A 15,611-nucleotide genomic window follows, 5' to 3' on the forward strand; every position below is an offset into this window, starting at 1 on the left:
TCCTTGTCCGCTCAAGTCATCGCGATTGACGCAATGGGCGGGGACTTCGGTCCCCGCAGCATTGTTCAGGCCAGCCTTGCTTGCCTGTCTGCCACCCCCTCGCTGCACCTGGCCCTTGTCGGCCAACCTTTCCTCTTAGAAGAATTGATTTTCGGCCATTCGGCTGTGGATCGCGCGCGCCTGACGGTTGTGCCCGCCGCAGAAGTCATTGGCATGGATGAAAAACCTTCCCAGGCTTTGCGTGGCAAGCCGGACTCTTCCATGCGCGTGGCGCTCGAGCTATTGCGTGATGGCAAGGTCCAGGCGTGTGTCAGTGCTGGTAATACCGGTGCATTGATGGCGTTGTCGCGCTATGTGCTGAAGACGCTTCCAGGTATCGATCGGCCAGCGATGGTGGCGGCCATTCCGACCCAGCGTGGCTATTGCCAGTTGCTGGATCTGGGCGCCAACGTCGATTGCAGTGCCGAGCATCTGTTTCAGTTCGCTGTCATGGGTTCGGTGGCTGCCGAGACGCTGGGGATCGTTCGTCCGCGAGTGGCGTTGCTCAATATTGGCACTGAGGACATCAAGGGTAACCAGCAGGTAAAGCTGGCGGCGAGCCTGTTACAGGGCGCCCGGGGCCTGAATTACATCGGTTTTGTCGAGGGCGACGGGCTGTATCGCGGTGAGGCGGATGTGGTGGTGTGCGACGGTTTTGTCGGCAATATCCTGCTCAAGTCCAGCGAGGGGTTGGCGACCATGATCGCGGCGCGTATCGAGTCCCTGTTCAAGCAAAATGCGCTTTCCCGTGTGGTTGGCGCCCTGGCATTGCCGCTGATGCGTCGCTTGCAGGCGGATCTGGCGCCGGCGCGACACAACGGCGCGAGCTTTCTCGGCTTGCAGGGAATTGTCGTGAAAAGCCACGGTTCGGCGGGGGTTCAGGGCTTCCAGAGCGCAATTCAGCGGGCATTGATCGAGATCCAGGAAAACCTTCCCGAACGGCTACATGGTCGGCTCGAAGACTTGTTGCTTTAGGCGTTTACGCTCGGAAATGCTTAAATGTGACCGCTCAGTTCAATGGGCCATCCAACTTTCAGTTTCTTGCGTCCACCACGGTGGGGCGTCAATTCTTCGACGACTAGATCATTAGGGGCTTGTTACATGTCTGCATCCCTCGCATTCGTCTTTCCAGGACAGGGCTCGCAGTCCCTCGGCATGTTGGCCGAGCTGGGCGCGCAGTACCCATTGGTCCTCGAAACCTTCAAAGAAGCTTCCGATGCTCTGGGCTACGATCTCTGGGCATTGACCCAGGAAGGTCCGGAGGAGCTGCTCAACCAAACCGATAAAACCCAGCCGGCCATTCTGACCTCCTCCATCGCCTTGTGGCGCCTGTGGCTGGCCGAGGGCGGCGAGCGCCCGGCATTCGTTGCCGGCCACAGCCTGGGCGAATACAGCGCGCTGGTTGCCGCTGGCAGCCTGACGCTGGGCGAGGCCGTCAAGCTGGTAGAGCGTCGCGGTCAATTGATGCAAGAAGCCGTTCCTGCGGGGCAGGGCGGCATGGCGGCGATTCTCGGCCTGGAAGATGCCGATGTGCTGGCCGCTTGTGCCGAAGCTGCACAGGGCGAAGTGGTCAGTGCAGTCAATTTCAACTCTCCGGGCCAGGTGGTGATCGCCGGTGCCAAGGCCGCTGTCGAGCGCACCATCGAGGGTTGCAAGGCGCGGGGTGCCAAGCGCGCCATGCCATTGCCTGTCAGCGTGCCATCGCACTGTGAGCTGATGCGTCCGGCGGCCGAGCGCTTCGCTGAGTCGATTGCCGCCATCAATTGGCAAGCACCACAGATTCCATTGGTACAAAACGTCAGCGCCGATGTGGCGCCGGATCTCGACACCCTCAAGCGTGACTTGCTGGAGCAGCTGTACAAGCCGGTGCGTTGGGTGGAGTCGGTGCAGACCCTGGCCGCCAAGGGCGCTACCCAGTTGGTCGAGTGCGGTCCGGGCAAGGTCCTGGCGGGTCTCAACAAGCGCTGCGCCGAAGGCGTGTCGACCTCTAACCTGAATACCCCCGATGCCTTCGCTGCCGCCCGTGCAGCGAAGGCCTGAATTAGGAGAAGCCTGCATGAGTCTGCAAGGTAAAGTTGCACTGGTTACCGGTGCCAGCCGCGGTATTGGCCAGGCCATTGCGCTTGAACTGGGTCGCCTGGGTGCGGTCGTTGTGGGTACCGCTACTTCTGCTGCGGGTGCCGAAGGTATCGCCGCGACCTTGAAGGAAAACGGCATTCAAGGCACCGGTCTGGAACTCAACGTCACCAGCGACGAGTCCGTTGCTGCCGTACTGGCCACCATTCAGGAGCAGTTCGGCGCGCCGGCGATCCTGGTGAACAACGCCGGTATCACCCGTGACAACCTGATAATGCGCATGAAAGACGACGAGTGGTACGACGTGATCGATACCAACCTGAACAGTCTGTACCGCCTGTCCAAAGGCGTCCTGCGCGGTATGACCAAGGCCCGTTGGGGACGAATCATCAGTATTGGTTCGGTTGTGGGTGCCATGGGCAACGCAGGCCAAGTAAACTACGCCACCGCCAAGGCCGGCCTGGAAGGTTTCAGCCGTGCTCTGGCGCGTGAGATCGGCTCGCGGTCGATTACTGTGAACTCGGTAACTCCGGGTTTCATCGATACCGACATGACCCGCGACTTGCCGGAAGCGCAGCGCGAGGCCTTGCAGGTCCAAATTCCGCTGGGTCGTCTGGGGCAAGCTCAAGAGATCGCGCAAGTGGTCGCTTTTCTTGCGTCCGACGGTGCGGCATACGTGACCGGGGCTACAATCCCGGTGAACGGCGGGATGTACATGTGAGTTAAATGTGACGGATTGCTTCAAAAAAATGTCATACGAGCTGTCTAAAATCCGTTATAAAGCTGCAATCTATTTATAGGCAGATGGCCGAAGGGTTTGAGGAGTGAAGCTTTCAGTTGAAAAGCTGAAAAGCCTTTCTATACACTTACCCACTGGCCAGCTGCCTGAATTTGTCCATTAGGAGTGAAAACAAGGTATGAGCACCATCGAAGAGCGCGTCAAGAAAATCGTTGCTGAGCAACTGGGCGTTAAAGAAGAAGAAGTTGTCAACACCGCTTCCTTCGTTGAAGACCTGGGTGCCGACTCCCTTGACACCGTTGAGCTGGTGATGGCTCTGGAAGAGGAATTCGAGACTGAAATCCCTGACGAAGAAGCTGAAAAGATCACTACCGTTCAAGCAGCTATCGACTACGTTACCAGCCACCAGGCTTAATCGTATTTAGTCGTCTTTTGCTGTCATGGAAAAACCGCACTGCCGTTACGGCGTGCGGTTTTTTCTTTAGGCCTGATGCAAAGTGTCGTCATTAGAAAAAAGGAGAGTGCTGTGTCGCGTAGACGCGTCGTAGTCACCGGTATGGGTATGTTGTCGCCACTGGGTACGGATGTTCCGAGCAGTTGGCAGGGCATTCTGGCTGGCCGCAGTGGCATTGGTCTGATCGAACACACCGACCTTTCTGCCTATTCCACCCGTTTTGGCGGCTCGGTAAAGGGCTTCAACGTCGAGGAATACCTGTCGGTCAAAGAGGCCCGCAAACTCGACCTGTTCATTCAATACGGCTTGGCGGCCGGTTTTCAGGCGGTGCGCAATGCCGGCCTGGAAGTGACCGATGCCAACCGTGAGCGAATCGGCGTGGCCATGGGCTCGGGTATTGGCGGTTTGACCAATATCGAAGAAACCAGCCGCACGCTGCATGATTCCGGCCCGCGTCGAATTTCTCCGTTCTTCGTGCCTGGCTCGATCATCAATATGATTTCCGGTTTCCTGTCCATCCATCTGGGTGCCCAGGGGCCGAACTACGCCATCTCCACGGCCTGTACCACCGGTACCCACTGCATTGGCATGGCCGCTCGCAATATCGCCTTCGGCGAAGCCGACGTGATGATCGCCGGTGGCGCTGAGATGGCGGCTTGCGGCTTGGGCATGGGTGGCTTTGGCGCATCCCGTGCGTTGTCGACCCGCAACGATGAACCGACTCGTGCCAGCCGTCCTTGGGATAAAGGCCGTGATGGCTTCGTGTTGTCCGACGGTGCCGGCGCGCTGGTGCTCGAAGAGCTGGAGCACGCCAAGGCCCGCGGCGCGACCATCTATGCCGAACTGATCGGCTTTGGCATGAGTGGCGACGCCTACCACATGACTTCGCCACCCGCCGATGGTGCCGGTGCTGCCCGCTGCATCGCCAATGCGCTGCGTGACGCCAAGCTGAACGTCGACCAGGTGCAGTACATCAACGCCCACGGTACCTCGACACCGGCTGGCGACCTGGCGGAAGCCGAAGCGATCAAGAGCGTATTCGGCGATCACGCCTACAAGCTGGCGGTCAGCTCCACCAAGTCCATGACCGGTCACCTACTGGGTGCGGCAGGGGCTATCGAGGCCATCTTCAGCGTGCTGGCGATCAACAGCCAGGCAGCGCCGCCGACCATCAACCTCGATGAGCCGGATGAAGGCTGCGACCTGGATTTCGTGCCGCATACCGCGCGCAGCATGGACATCGATGTGGTGTTGTCCAACTCCTTCGGGTTCGGCGGGACCAACGGCTCCCTGGTGTTCCGCCGGTTCGCTGGCTGATGGACAGCTGGGTCGACGGTCGGCCGGCTGACGTTCTGTCGCTCAAGGACCGCGGCCTGGCCTATGGCGATGGCCTGTTCGAGACCATCGCCGTGAGGGCTGGCCAGCCCTTGTTGCTGGAGCGGCATCTGCTGCGTCTGGCCGAGGGCTGTTCGCGCCTGGCCATTGCTGCCGATCAAGCGTTGATCCGCAGCGAACTCAACGCCTACGCCTCGCAACTAGGCGAGGGCGTGCTGAAACTGATCCTCACCCGTGGCGACAGTCAGCGTGGTTATGCCGCCGACCCGCGGGCGCAGCCACGGCGAATCCTCCAGGGCAATCCGCCGGCAGCTTATCCTGCAGTCCATGCCGAGCAGGGAGTTCGGCTGTTCCCTTGCGTCACCCGCTTGTCCGAACAGCCCTTGCTCGCTGGCCTCAAGCACCTCAACCGACTGGAGCAGGTGCTTGCCCGCTCCGAATGGCAGGACGCCGAGCATGCCGAAGGGCTGATGCTCGACGTTTCCGGGCGGGTGATCGAGGGGGTGTTCAGCAATCTGTTCCTGGTGCGCGATGGCGGCTTGTTCACTGCCGATTTAAGCCGCTGCGGCGTCGCTGGAGTGATGCGTGCCGAAATATTGTTTCAGGCCGCGTCATTGGCTATTCCCACGGAAATCGCCGATATCAGTCTCGAACAGTTGCAACAGGCTGATGAAGTCTTTGTCTGCAACAGCGTTTATGGCATCTGGCCGGTGCTTGCCTGTGGCGCACTGCGCTGGTCGGCCGGACCAGTGACCCGTAAACTGCAACGCATTGCCCGCACGTTACTGGATGCCTGATTTGTGAGACGTAAACTATTGCTTCTGCTGGAGACCGGCCTGGTTCTGGCCGGTCTGGCGCTGGGCGCCTCGGCCTGGAAGCTGAACTCGGCGCTGGAGCAGCCTCTCAACCTGACTCAAGAGCAATTGCTCGATGTGCCTGCCGGCTCCACTCCGGGCGGCACCTTCAATCGCCTGCAAGCCAATGGCGTTCTCAAGGACGCGTTCTGGTTGCGTCTGTATTGGCGCTTCAACATGGAAGGGCAGCCGCTGCACAGCGGCGAATATCGCATGACCCCCGGCATGACCGCGCAAGGCCTGATCGGTGTCTGGCAGCGCGGAGAAGTGGTGCAGTACAGCCTGACGCTGGTGGAAGGCTGGACCTTCCGCCAGGTGCGCGCTGCGCTGGCGCGGCATGACAAGCTCGAGCAAACCCTGAATGGGTTGAGCGATAGCGAAGTCATGGAGAAGCTCGGGCACCCCGGAGTGTTTCCCGAGGGCCGGTTCTTTCCCGATACCTACCGTTTCGTGCGCGGGATGACCGATGCCGAACTGCTGGAAAAAGCCTACAACCGCCTGGATGAAGTGCTGGCCAGGGAGTGGAACAAACGCTCGGCCGACGTGCCTTATACCGAGCCTTATCAGGCGTTGATCATGGCCTCGCTGGTGGAAAAGGAAACCGGCGTACCCCAGGAGCGGGGGCAGATTGCCGGGGTGTTCGTGCGCCGCATGCAAGTTGGCATGTTGCTGCAAACCGATCCGACGGTGATCTACGGTCTGGGCGAGCGCTACAACGGCAAGCTGACCCGCGCCTTGTTGAAAGAAGCGACGCCTTATAACACCTATGTGATCAGTGGCTTGCCGCCGACGCCGATTGCCATGGTCGGCCGCGAGGCGATCCATGCCGCGCTCAATCCGGTGCCGGGCAGCAGCCTGTATTTCGTGGCGCGTGGCGATGGCAGCCATGTGTTCTCCGACGATCTGGAGGCGCACAACAATGCCGTGCGCGAGTTCCAGCTCAAGCGGCGCGCCGATTATCGATCCAGCCCGGCACCGGCTGGTAGCCCGGCGGCTTCCGGAGCTGCGGAGTCGATCCCTGCGGCGTCACCTGGCACAACGCCCGAAGCGGTTCCGCAGGAGGCTTCCCAGGCGTCTTCTCGGGAAGAATCCTCCGAGCAAGCGCCTCAGGTGAGCCCGCAGCAAGCGCCGCAAGCACCGGTCGAAACTCCCATCGAGCCCGAGCCGAAAAGCCCGCAATGATTTTGATTAAGGACTGCCCGTGACTGGCTTGTTTATTACTCTGGAAGGCCCGGAAGGCGCTGGTAAAAGCACCAACCGCGAATACCTGGCCGAGCGCCTGCGCGCCGCCGGCATCGAGGTGCTGCTGACCCGCGAGCCGGGCGGTACGCCGCTGGCCGAGCGGATCCGTGAGCTGTTGCTGACCCCTGGCGACGAGATCATGAGTCCCGACACCGAGCTGCTGCTGGTGTTCGCCGCGCGCGCCCAGCACCTGGCCGAAGTGATTCGCCCAGCACTGGCGCGTGGCGCAGTGGTGCTGTGCGACCGTTTTACCGACTCCACTTATGCCTATCAGGGCGGTGGTCGTGGTTTGTCCATGGAACGCATCGCCACCCTGGAGCAGTTCGTCCAAGGGCAATTGCGACCCGACCTGACCCTGGTATTCGACCTGCCGGTCGAAGTGGGCCTGGCACGCGCCAGCGCCCGTGGCCGCCTGGACCGTTTCGAGCTGGAAGGGCGGGCGTTCTTCGATGCGGTACGCCAAGCCTACTTGAAGCGCGCGGAGGCCGATCCGGCGCGTTATCTGTTGGTGGATGCGTCGCAGCCGCTGTCCCAGGTCCAGCAAGCGCTGGACGCCCTGTTGCCGAAACTGCTGGAGTTGCACCGTGGCTGAGGCCTTTCCCTGGCAGGATGAGCTCTGGCAGCAACTGGCCGGCCGTGCACAGCATGCCCATGCCTACCTGCTGCATGGCCCGGCGGGCATCGGCAAGCGTGCACTGGCCGAGCGCCTGATGGCGCGCCTGCTGTGCCAGCGTCCGGCCGGGCTGGATGCCTGTGGGCAGTGCAAGTCGTGCCTGCTGTTGCAAGCGGGCAGCCACCCCGACAACTACGTGCTGGAGCCGGAGGAAGCGGACAAGGCGATCAAGGTCGACCAGGTGCGCGAGCTGGTCGGCTTCGTGGTGCAGACCGCGCAACTGGGCGGGCGCAAAGTGGTGCTGATCGAGCCGGTGGAGTCGATGAACATCAACGCTTCCAACGCGCTGTTGAAAAGCCTCGAGGAACCGTCCGGCGATACGGTGCTGCTGCTGGTCAGCCACCAGCCCAGCCGTTTGCTGCCGACCATTAAAAGCCGCTGTGTGCAGCAGGCCTGTCCTTTGCCTAGCGAGGCCATGAGCCTGCAGTGGCTGAGCAAGGCCTTGCCCGACTGCTCGGAAGAAGAGCGAGTCGAGCTGTTGACCCTGGCTGCCGGTTCGCCGCTGGCGGCTGTCAGCCTGCAAGCCCAGGGCGCGCGCGAACAGCGGGCGCAGGTGGTCGACGGGGTGAAGAAGCTGCTCAAGCAGCAGCAATCGCCGACTCAACTGGCCGAAGGCTGGAATGCGATTCCCTTGTTGCAGCTGTTCGACTGGTTTTGCGACTGGTCGAACCTGATCCTGCGTTATCAATTGACGCAGGACGAGGAGGGGCTGGGGTTGGCCGACATGCGCAAAGTGGTGCAGTACCTGGCGCAGAAGTCTTCCCAGGCCAAGGTCCTGGAAATCCAGGACTGGGTCCTTGCCCAGCGCCAGAAGGTGTTGAGCAAGGCCAACCTCAATCGAGTGCTGCTGCTCGAAGCCTTGCTGGTGCAGTGGTCTGCACTGCCTGCCCGCAACTGACGGCAGCGCCTGGAAACACACCGAATCGCCGGCTGTCGCTCGGGCCGGCCTGTTCATTGACCGAATGTGGTTGCCGCTTCTTATGCTTGTAGATTCCCATTGTCACCTCGATCGCCTCGACCTCGCCGCGCACGACGGCTCCCTTGATGCCGCCCTGGACGCGGCGCGTCAGCGCGGTGTCGGGCACTTCCTGTGCATTGGCATCAGCGCCGACAATGCGGCAGACGTCAAAGCCCTGGCCGAACGTTATGACGACGTCGATTGCTCGGTCGGCGTCCATCCCCTGGATGTCCAGCCTGGCGCCGTGCCAGCCCTCGACTGGCTGCTGCAGGAGCTGAACCATCCGCGGGTGGTGGCCATCGGCGAAACCGGCCTGGATTACCACTACGAGCCGGAAGCGGCGCAGTTGCAGCAGGAGTCCTTCCGCCTGCACCTGCAGGCCGCGCAGCAGACCGGCAAGCCGGTCATCGTCCACACCCGCGGGGCGCGCGCCGATACCCTGGCCCTGCTGCGCGAGGCGGCGTTGCCGCAAGCCGGCGTCCTGCACTGCTTCACCGAAGACTGGGACATGGCCAAGGCGGCGCTGGACCTGGGTTTCTATATTTCCCTGTCCGGAATTGTCACCTTCCGCAATGCCGATGCGCTGCGGGACGTGGCGCGCCAGGTGCCGGCCGACCGTTTGCTGGTGGAAACCGATTCGCCGTACCTGGCGCCGATTCCCTATCGCGGCAAGCCCAACCTGCCGCAGTACGTGCGTGAAGTCGCCGAGTTCCTGGCCATGTTGCGTGGGGAGCCCTACGAGCGTTTTGCCGAGCAGACCACTGAAAACTTCAAGCGGCTGTTCCCGCTGGCGCACGTCAAAGGCTAAATCGCAGGCAAAAAAAACCCGGGTTCTGGGGGGTGAATCCGGGTTAAGACCATTAGGAGTAAAACAAAGGTACGCCATCCCTTGGTACCTTCATCGGCGCTTCACTTGGGGGAGATGTCACGCCGACACCTCAAGTATTGATCACTATTGAATTCAGTCCAGTTGGCCTTGCTCGTTTTTTAAACATATTTGGAATACGCGCGCTTAGCTTGAGTTCTCATTGCCGTGCAATGTCAGCAACAATGGCAAGAGTTTCGTCGATCACGCGTTTTTCAGTATAAAAATGCGGCGAAAATCTGACTCCCGGGCCGCGAGGGATGCACACAACCTGTTGCTGCTGCAGCGCTTCATGCACCTGCCGATTATCGATGCCATCGATACTGAACGAGAGAATTCCACCGCGCCGTGCGGGATTGAGCGGGGTATGCAGGCGTATCCCGGGTATCGCACTCAAGCCTTCCTGAAGCCACTGGACCCGTTCGGCGATCAAGGCGGCCACTTGCTCCATGCCCACTTCTTCCAATAACGACAGGCTTGCTTCCAGAGCCATGGCGCCGAGCATGTTCGGGCTGCCGCACTCGAAACGCCGGGCGCTCTTGGCCGGCTCCCATTCGTTGCGGCTGTAGTCGCCCATGTGTTCGAGCATGTGCCAGCCGAATTCGTGGAGCTTGAGCTGCGCGCGCAGATCGCTGCGGCAATAGAACACGCCGAGGCCTTCAGGGCCGAGCAGCCATTTATGGCCATCGGCCATGGCGAAATCGCATTGATAGGCCTGGACATCGAAAGGTTGCGCGCCCAGCTGCTGGATGGCGTCGATGCAGAACAGCACGTTCTGCTGTTTGCAGCCGGCGCCCAGGCGTTGCAGGTCCAGGCGCAGGCCGCTGGCGAACTGCACCGCGCTGATCGCCATCAGCCGGGTGCGCGGTCCGCAGGCGGCCAGCAGCGCACCTTCCGGATCATCGCCCTTGAGGCTGACCTGCAGCACCTCCACGCCCTGGCCGGCCAGGGCTTCCCAGACGATACGGTTGGAGGGAAATTCCTCGTCGCTGATGACGATCTGGTCACCTTTTTCCCAGGCCAGGCCAAAAGCGACGAATGACAATGCTTCCGAAGTATTTTTGACCAGCGCGATGTCATCCGTTGACGGTGCATTTAGCAGGCGCATCAGGCGTTCGCGCAGGCGTTGCTCAAGGGCCATCCAGTCCGAATAGTCCCGCGCGCCCAGTAAAACGTTCTCCTTGGCGAAGCGCGCCACGGCTTCGGCGGCCCGGTTCGGCCAGGGTGCGACCGCCGCATGATTCAAATAACGCAGGCCCGGGGCCTGTACAAATTCATCAAGAAACATAGTCATGGTCGGATGATCCGTGCATTTTGGCGCAATTTAGGCATAATACGCGGCTTCGATTTTGACCCCGACAGACCTTTTCTTATGCAGAAAGAACCTCGTAAGGTCCGTGAGTTTCGTCGCCGCGAGCAAGAAATTCTCGATACCGCGCTCAAGCTGTTCCTCGATCAAGGTGAAGACAGCGTCACCGTCGAGATGATCGCTGATGCCGTTGGTATCGGCAAAGGGACCATTTACAAGCACTTCAAGTCCAAGGCGGAGATTTATCTGCGCCTGATGCTCGATTACGAGCGCGACCTGAACGAGCTGCTGCACTCTGCCGACGTCGACAAGGATAAGGAAGCCCTGTCCCGGGCCTACTTCGAATTCCGCATGCGTGATCCACAGCGTTACCGGCTGTTCGATCGCCTGGAAGAGAAGGTGGTCAAGGGCAACCAGGTTCCGGAAATGGTCGAGGAGCTGCACAAGATCCGTGCTTCCAACTTCGAACGCCTGACCTTGTTGATCAAGGGCCGCATCAGCGAAGGCAAGCTCGAGGACGTGCCGCCTTACTTCCATTATTGCGCGTCCTGGGCGCTGGTGCATGGCGCGGTGGCGCTGTACCACTCGCCGTTCTGGAGCAACGTGCTGGAAGACCAGGAAGGCTTCTTCCAGTTCCTGATGGACATCGGCGTGCGCATGGGCAACAAGCGCAAGCGCGATCCCGATACCTCCGGCAGCTGATTCATTCAGTCGCCTTATGGCGCCATGATTTCTCTATATGGCGCAGTGTCCCAGGAATATACTCAGGCATGGGGCTTGCCAAAACCTGATTTTTGAGTCAGGTTTTGGTCGGTTCACTCTTCCTTCGCCGGAGTCATCCATGATCGTTGACCGTCAAGGCAGGCGTTTTCGCAACCTGCGTATCAGCCTGACTTCTGCCTGCAACTATGCCTGTACCTACTGCGTGCCCAACGGCAAGCGGCTGGTGGCTGCCCAGGACGAGTTGTCGGCCGAGGCGATGGCACGCGGCGTGGCCTACCTGATCGAGGCGGCCGGCATCGAGCGCCTGCGCATCACCGGCGGCGAGCCCCTGGTCAGCCCCAAGCTCGAAACCTTCATGGGCGCGGTGGGGCAGATGGGCCTGGAAGACATCAGCCTGACCACCAACGGCCAGTTGCTGGCGCGCAAGCTGCCGCTGCTGGTGGATGCCGGTATCCGGCGCATCAACGTTTCCCTCGACACCCTGGACGCCTCGGCTTTTCGCAGTATCGCCCGTGGCGGCGACCTGGCCACCGTGCTCGACGGCATGGACCAGGCTCGCGCGGCGGGCCTGAAAATCAAGGTCAACATGGTGCCGCTGCGGGGGCAGAACCTCGATCAGGTGATGCCGCTGCTCGACTACTGCCTGGAGCGTGGCTATGAGCTGCGCTTTATCGAACTGATGCGCATGGGCCACCTGGCCAACGATTCCAATGCATTCCTGCAGCAGTTCGTCAGCCTCCAGCAACTGTTGAGCCTGATTGGCGAGCGCTACGAATACCTGCAGGCCGAGGCGCCGGTGGACGCCACGGCGGTGCGTTATGAAATTCCGGGGCTGGGCCATTTTGGCGTGATCGCCAACGAAAGCGTGCCGTTCTGCCGGACCTGCTCGCGCCTGCGGCTGTCGTCCACCGGCTGGCTGCACGGTTGCCTGTCGTCGAGCAACCGGCACTACGTCGGCGACCTGCTGGACAAGCCGCGCCATCAAGCCTTGCCGGCCTTGCAGCGCCTGTTGGTCAAGGCCTTGGGTGACAAGCAGGATGTGGCGTTTTCCGGCGGCGCGACGGTGATGAAAATCATCGGCGGCTAAGCGTTCTCCCTGATTCCCGTCTCTCTGTAGCCGCTGCCGCAGGCTGCGATCGAGGGCGCAGCCCTCGCCAATCCAGGCGACCCATTTCTCTCCAGCCAATAGCCTTCACCAGGTTTGTGGCTGCTGCGCAGCCATTCGCAGCCTGCGGCAGCGGCTACAGGCGCCTGAGCTGGCGCGGAAGCTGCATCTCGTGGCCATTCGCCGGTTTTCCGTCACCGGCTTCTGGAGGGAAGGATGCGTAGCCTGGTTTTGCTGCTGGCTTTTTTGGGGCTCGGCGGCTGCATGAATGTCAGCGATATGGGCGAGGGCGTTCGCTATCACATGAGTGATGCGGGTTTCCTCGATCACAGTAATACCCAGCGCTCCAACTCGTTCCGCGTTCAGCCGGACTCGTTCATTTTCATCGCCCAGGGCGCCTTTGTGCCGCCGGGCAGCGCCTACCCGCGGCCCAATGTGGTGGCCGAGGAAGCCTTCAAGGGCTTTATCGAATATTTCCCCATGGTCCGCCGCGCCCGGGCTCCGGAGGGCCTGGAGCAGGCCATGGCCGAGGCTCGCGAGGTGGGGGCGCATTACCTGCTGTACACCCGTTTCGCCAAGGCCGACGACCGCATCGGCAACTCCGATGAATGGTTCGACCAGGAAGCCGTGGATCGCCTGGGGATCGACAACGGCGTGATTCAGATCATGCTGATCGAGACCAGTACCCAATACCTGGTCGACACGGCGCGCATTCGCAGTCGTGGCGGTTTACTGACGTTCCACGACAAAAAGCCGGAAGAACTGCTTGGCGCGCCGCTCGAACAATACGCCCGCAGCCTGTTAGGCTTGAGCGATTAAGCCAAGCACGAGGAGAGCAGCATGAGTGGTCCGGGCAAAGCCAACGATCTGTTGGCGCAGATTCCCAAGGCCGAGAAGGGCCTGCCACCGGTCCACCTGTGGAACCCCGACTTCTGTGGCGATATCGACATGCGTATCGCCCGCGACGGCACCTGGTATTACCTGGGCACGCCCATTGGCCGCAAGCCGATGGTCAAGCTGTTCTCCACCATCATTCGCCGCGACGGCGACGACTACTTCCTGATCACCCCCGTGGAAAAGGTTGGCATCAAGGTCGATGGCGCGCCCTTTGTCGCCGTCACCCTGGAGGTCGAAGGGGAGGGCGAGGCTCAAGTCCTGCGCTTTACCACCAATGTCGACGAGCAGCTCAGCGCCGGCAGCGAGCATCCGCTGCGCGTGGTGATCGACCCGCAGACCCAGGAGCCGGCGCCTTACGTTCATGTGCGCAGCAACCTGGAAGCGCTGGTACACCGCAACGTGTTCTACCAACTGGTGGAGCTGGCGGTGAGCCGTCCGATCGACGGTCAGAACTGGCTGGGCGTGTGGAGCGGCGGGGTGTTCTTCCCGATTGGCCTGGAGCCCTGAGGCCGGAAATATCTTGTTGATCGAATAAATATCTTGCGACGAAGATCCTGTTTCGGGTATCAATTTGTACATGATTAGACATGTTCGATTTGACAAGAAAAAACGCGTGGTCGATGAGCTGATCCGACGCATCGAAAGCGGCCTCATGGAGGACGGTTTCCAGCTGCCGGGCGAGCATCAGTTGGCCCAGGAATTCTCGGTGAGTCGTGGCACCTTGCGCGAGGCCCTGGCCGAGCTCAAGCGCCGTAACTACATCGCCACCCAGAGCGGGGTCGGCTCCATCGTCACCTTTGACGGTGTGGTGCTGGACCAGCAAAACGGCTGGGCCCAGGCCCTGGCGGACAGCGGGGCGCTGATCAACACCGAGGTGCTGCGCCTGGAGGCGGTGCAACGTCCCGACCTGTTCAGCCGTTTCGGTACCGACCAATTCATTGCCCTGGACCGACGCCGGCGCTCTACCGACGGCACTGTGGTTTCCCTTGAGCGTTCCCTGATGCCTGCCACCGGAGGCCTGGAGAGCCTGCCGCGAGTAGGGCTGATCGATGATTCCCTGACCATTACCCTGGCCGCCTACGGCTACATCGGTGAGCGCGGCGATCAATGGATCGGCGCCGAGCCACTGGGGGAAGAAGAGGCACGACTGCTGGGGCGTCCGACCGGCAGTGTGTTTCTCAAGGCACTGCGCACCACCTATGACCGCCGCGGGCGTTTCATGGAACAGGTGGAAAGTTTTCTCGACCCGCTGCACTTTCGCCTGCACCTGGAATTCGGAGCGCAGAAATGACCCCGCTGGATCGCGCGCTGGGCGCCTTTTACGGGCTGGCCCTGGGCGATGCCCTGGGCATGCCGACCCAGTCCTTGAGCCGGCAGCAGATCAAGCAGCGTTTCGGCGCCATCCATCGCCTGGAAGACGCCGGCCCCGACCAGCCGATTGCCGCCAACATGCCCAAGGGCTCGATCACCGACGACACCGAGCAGGCGATCCTGGTCGGCGACCTGCTGCTGGCGGGTAAGGGCCGGATCGAACCGGCGGCGCTGGCCCACAGCCTGATCGAGTGGGAAGCGGCAATGCAGGCCAAGGGTTCCCGGGACCTGCTGGGGCCTTCGACCAAGCGCGCGATCGAGATGATTCTCGCCGGGCATACCACCGAAGAAGCCGGGCGTTATGGCAGCACCAACGGCGCGGCGATGCGTATCACCCCGGTGGGCATCGCGGCGAATGTCGAGGATGCCCAGGCCTTTATCCGCGCCGTGGTCGAGGCCTGCCAGGTCACCCATAACACCACGCTGGGCATCTCCAGCGCGGCGGCGGTGGCAGCGGTGGTGTCCGCCGGGATCAATGGCGTGCCGCTGGGCGACGCCTTGCAGGTCGGCGTGCAGACTGCCCTGGAGGCGGAGCGACATGGCCACTGGGTGGCCGGTGGCCGCATTGCCACGCGCATCAGTTGGGCGCGCACCCTCAGCGTCGAGAGCGACAAGGCATTGCTGGCCGATCTGCTGTATGACCTGATCGGCACCTCGGTCGCGTCCCAGGAATCGGTGGTGGTGTCCTTTGCCCTGGCGCATCAGGTGGCCATCGGCGAGCTGCAAGCGTTCGAAGCGCTGTGCATGGCCGCGAGCCTGGGGGGCGATACCGATACCATTGCCGCCATGCTTGGTGCGATGCTCGGTGCCTGCCAAGGCATGGCCGGCTGGCCGGCCGCCTTGATCGAGCAGGTCAAGCAGGTCAACGACCTGGATCTCGAGCCTCTGGTGCAGGGCTTGCTGGCCTTGCGTTGACTGCGACTGGCCGCATGGCCAAGGCTCCCGCGACCTGCGCGCGAGTCCGTCGCTGC

The 15,611-nt window shown here is 61.6% G+C and carries 17 protein-coding genes; 16 read left to right on the plus strand and 1 reads right to left on the minus strand.

The genetic code is table 11. The annotated features are described in order from the left end of the window. Window positions 1-3: 3 nt before the first annotated feature. The 10 genes from plsX (at window position 4) to BLV20_RS17680 (ending at window position 9,178) form a co-directional block, all read left to right on the plus strand. Entirely contained in the window at window positions 4-1,014 is a 1,011-nt protein-coding gene (plsX, locus tag BLV20_RS17635) for a phosphate acyltransferase PlsX (RefSeq protein WP_092303582.1), read from the plus strand. 126 nt (window positions 1,015-1,140) lie between these two features. Continuing rightward, a complete protein-coding gene (gene fabD, locus BLV20_RS17640; protein WP_092303584.1) occupies window positions 1,141-2,079 on the plus strand; it encodes an ACP S-malonyltransferase in 939 nt (312 codons plus the stop codon). Between the two features lie 16 nt (window positions 2,080-2,095). Beyond that, entirely contained in the window at window positions 2,096-2,836 is a 741-nt protein-coding gene (fabG, locus tag BLV20_RS17645; RefSeq protein ID WP_092303586.1) for a 3-oxoacyl-ACP reductase FabG, read from the plus strand. Window positions 2,837-3,032: 196 nt separating this feature from the next. After that, window positions 3,033-3,269 (plus strand): acyl carrier protein, encoded by a 237-nt coding sequence (acpP, locus tag BLV20_RS17650; protein ID WP_003175607.1) that lies wholly within the window; start codon window positions 3,033-3,035, stop codon window positions 3,267-3,269. A gap of 111 nt (window positions 3,270-3,380) precedes the next feature. Continuing rightward, complete coding sequence (fabF, locus tag BLV20_RS17655) at window positions 3,381-4,625, plus strand: beta-ketoacyl-ACP synthase II (RefSeq protein WP_092303588.1); 1,245 nt, start codon at window positions 3,381-3,383, stop codon at window positions 4,623-4,625. Next, entirely contained in the window at window positions 4,625-5,440 is an 816-nt protein-coding gene (gene pabC, locus BLV20_RS17660; protein WP_092303590.1) for an aminodeoxychorismate lyase, read from the plus strand. Before fabF ends, pabC begins: the two co-directional genes overlap by 1 nt. A 3-nt stretch (window positions 5,441-5,443) precedes the next feature. Continuing rightward, complete coding sequence (mltG, locus tag BLV20_RS17665; protein WP_092303592.1) at window positions 5,444-6,679, plus strand: endolytic transglycosylase MltG; 1,236 nt, start codon at window positions 5,444-5,446, stop codon at window positions 6,677-6,679. Between the two features lie 19 nt (window positions 6,680-6,698). Then, the gene (gene tmk, locus BLV20_RS17670) at window positions 6,699-7,331 is read left to right on the plus strand and encodes a dTMP kinase (RefSeq protein ID WP_092303594.1); all 633 of its coding nucleotides are present in this window, start codon (window positions 6,699-6,701) and stop codon (window positions 7,329-7,331) included. Further along, window positions 7,324-8,310 (plus strand): DNA polymerase III subunit delta', encoded by a 987-nt coding sequence (locus tag BLV20_RS17675; protein ID WP_092303596.1) that lies wholly within the window; start codon window positions 7,324-7,326, stop codon window positions 8,308-8,310. The genes tmk and BLV20_RS17675 overlap by 8 nt, the downstream gene beginning before the upstream one ends. A gap of 82 nt (window positions 8,311-8,392) precedes the next feature. Further along, window positions 8,393-9,178 (plus strand): TatD family hydrolase, encoded by a 786-nt coding sequence (locus BLV20_RS17680; protein WP_092303598.1) that lies wholly within the window; start codon window positions 8,393-8,395, stop codon window positions 9,176-9,178. A gap of 217 nt (window positions 9,179-9,395) precedes the next feature. Here BLV20_RS17680 and BLV20_RS17685 read toward each other — a convergent pair whose 3' ends face one another. Then, window positions 9,396-10,529, minus strand: coding sequence for an aminotransferase class V-fold PLP-dependent enzyme (locus tag BLV20_RS17685; RefSeq protein ID WP_092303600.1), 1,134 nt, complete (start codon window positions 10,527-10,529; stop codon window positions 9,396-9,398). Window positions 10,530-10,607: 78 nt separating this feature from the next. Here BLV20_RS17685 and BLV20_RS17690 point away from each other — a divergent pair, with 78 nt between their 5' ends. The 6 genes from BLV20_RS17690 to BLV20_RS17715 all read left to right on the plus strand — a co-directional run bounded on the left by BLV20_RS17690 (window position 10,608) and on the right by BLV20_RS17715 (window position 15,555). Next, window positions 10,608-11,246: a TetR/AcrR family transcriptional regulator gene (locus BLV20_RS17690; RefSeq protein WP_022643179.1), complete on the plus strand. Its 639-nt coding sequence runs from the start codon at window positions 10,608-10,610 to the stop codon at window positions 11,244-11,246. A 139-nt stretch (window positions 11,247-11,385) separates the two neighbouring features. Further along, window positions 11,386-12,354, plus strand: a complete 969-nt coding sequence (locus BLV20_RS17695; protein WP_092303602.1) for a GTP 3',8-cyclase MoaA — start codon at window positions 11,386-11,388, stop codon at window positions 12,352-12,354. Between the two features lie 234 nt (window positions 12,355-12,588). Next, on the plus strand, window positions 12,589-13,191 hold the full coding sequence (locus BLV20_RS17700) for a DUF4823 domain-containing protein (protein ID WP_092303604.1): 603 nt from the start codon (window positions 12,589-12,591) through the stop codon (window positions 13,189-13,191). 21 nt (window positions 13,192-13,212) lie between these two features. Continuing rightward, on the plus strand, window positions 13,213-13,776 hold the full coding sequence (locus BLV20_RS17705) for a DUF1285 domain-containing protein (RefSeq protein WP_092303606.1): 564 nt from the start codon (window positions 13,213-13,215) through the stop codon (window positions 13,774-13,776). A 70-nt stretch (window positions 13,777-13,846) separates the two neighbouring features. Then, on the plus strand, window positions 13,847-14,560 hold the full coding sequence (locus BLV20_RS17710; RefSeq protein ID WP_092303608.1) for a GntR family transcriptional regulator: 714 nt from the start codon (window positions 13,847-13,849) through the stop codon (window positions 14,558-14,560). Next, window positions 14,557-15,555, plus strand: a complete 999-nt coding sequence (locus BLV20_RS17715; protein WP_092303610.1) for an ADP-ribosylglycohydrolase family protein — start codon at window positions 14,557-14,559, stop codon at window positions 15,553-15,555. The genes BLV20_RS17710 and BLV20_RS17715 overlap by 4 nt, the downstream gene beginning before the upstream one ends. Window positions 15,556-15,611 lie beyond the last annotated feature (56 nt).

Origin of the sequence: Pseudomonas sp. NFIX28 (assembly GCF_900107395.1) — a bacterium.
Classification (GTDB): Bacteria; Pseudomonadota; Gammaproteobacteria; order Pseudomonadales; family Pseudomonadaceae; genus Aquipseudomonas.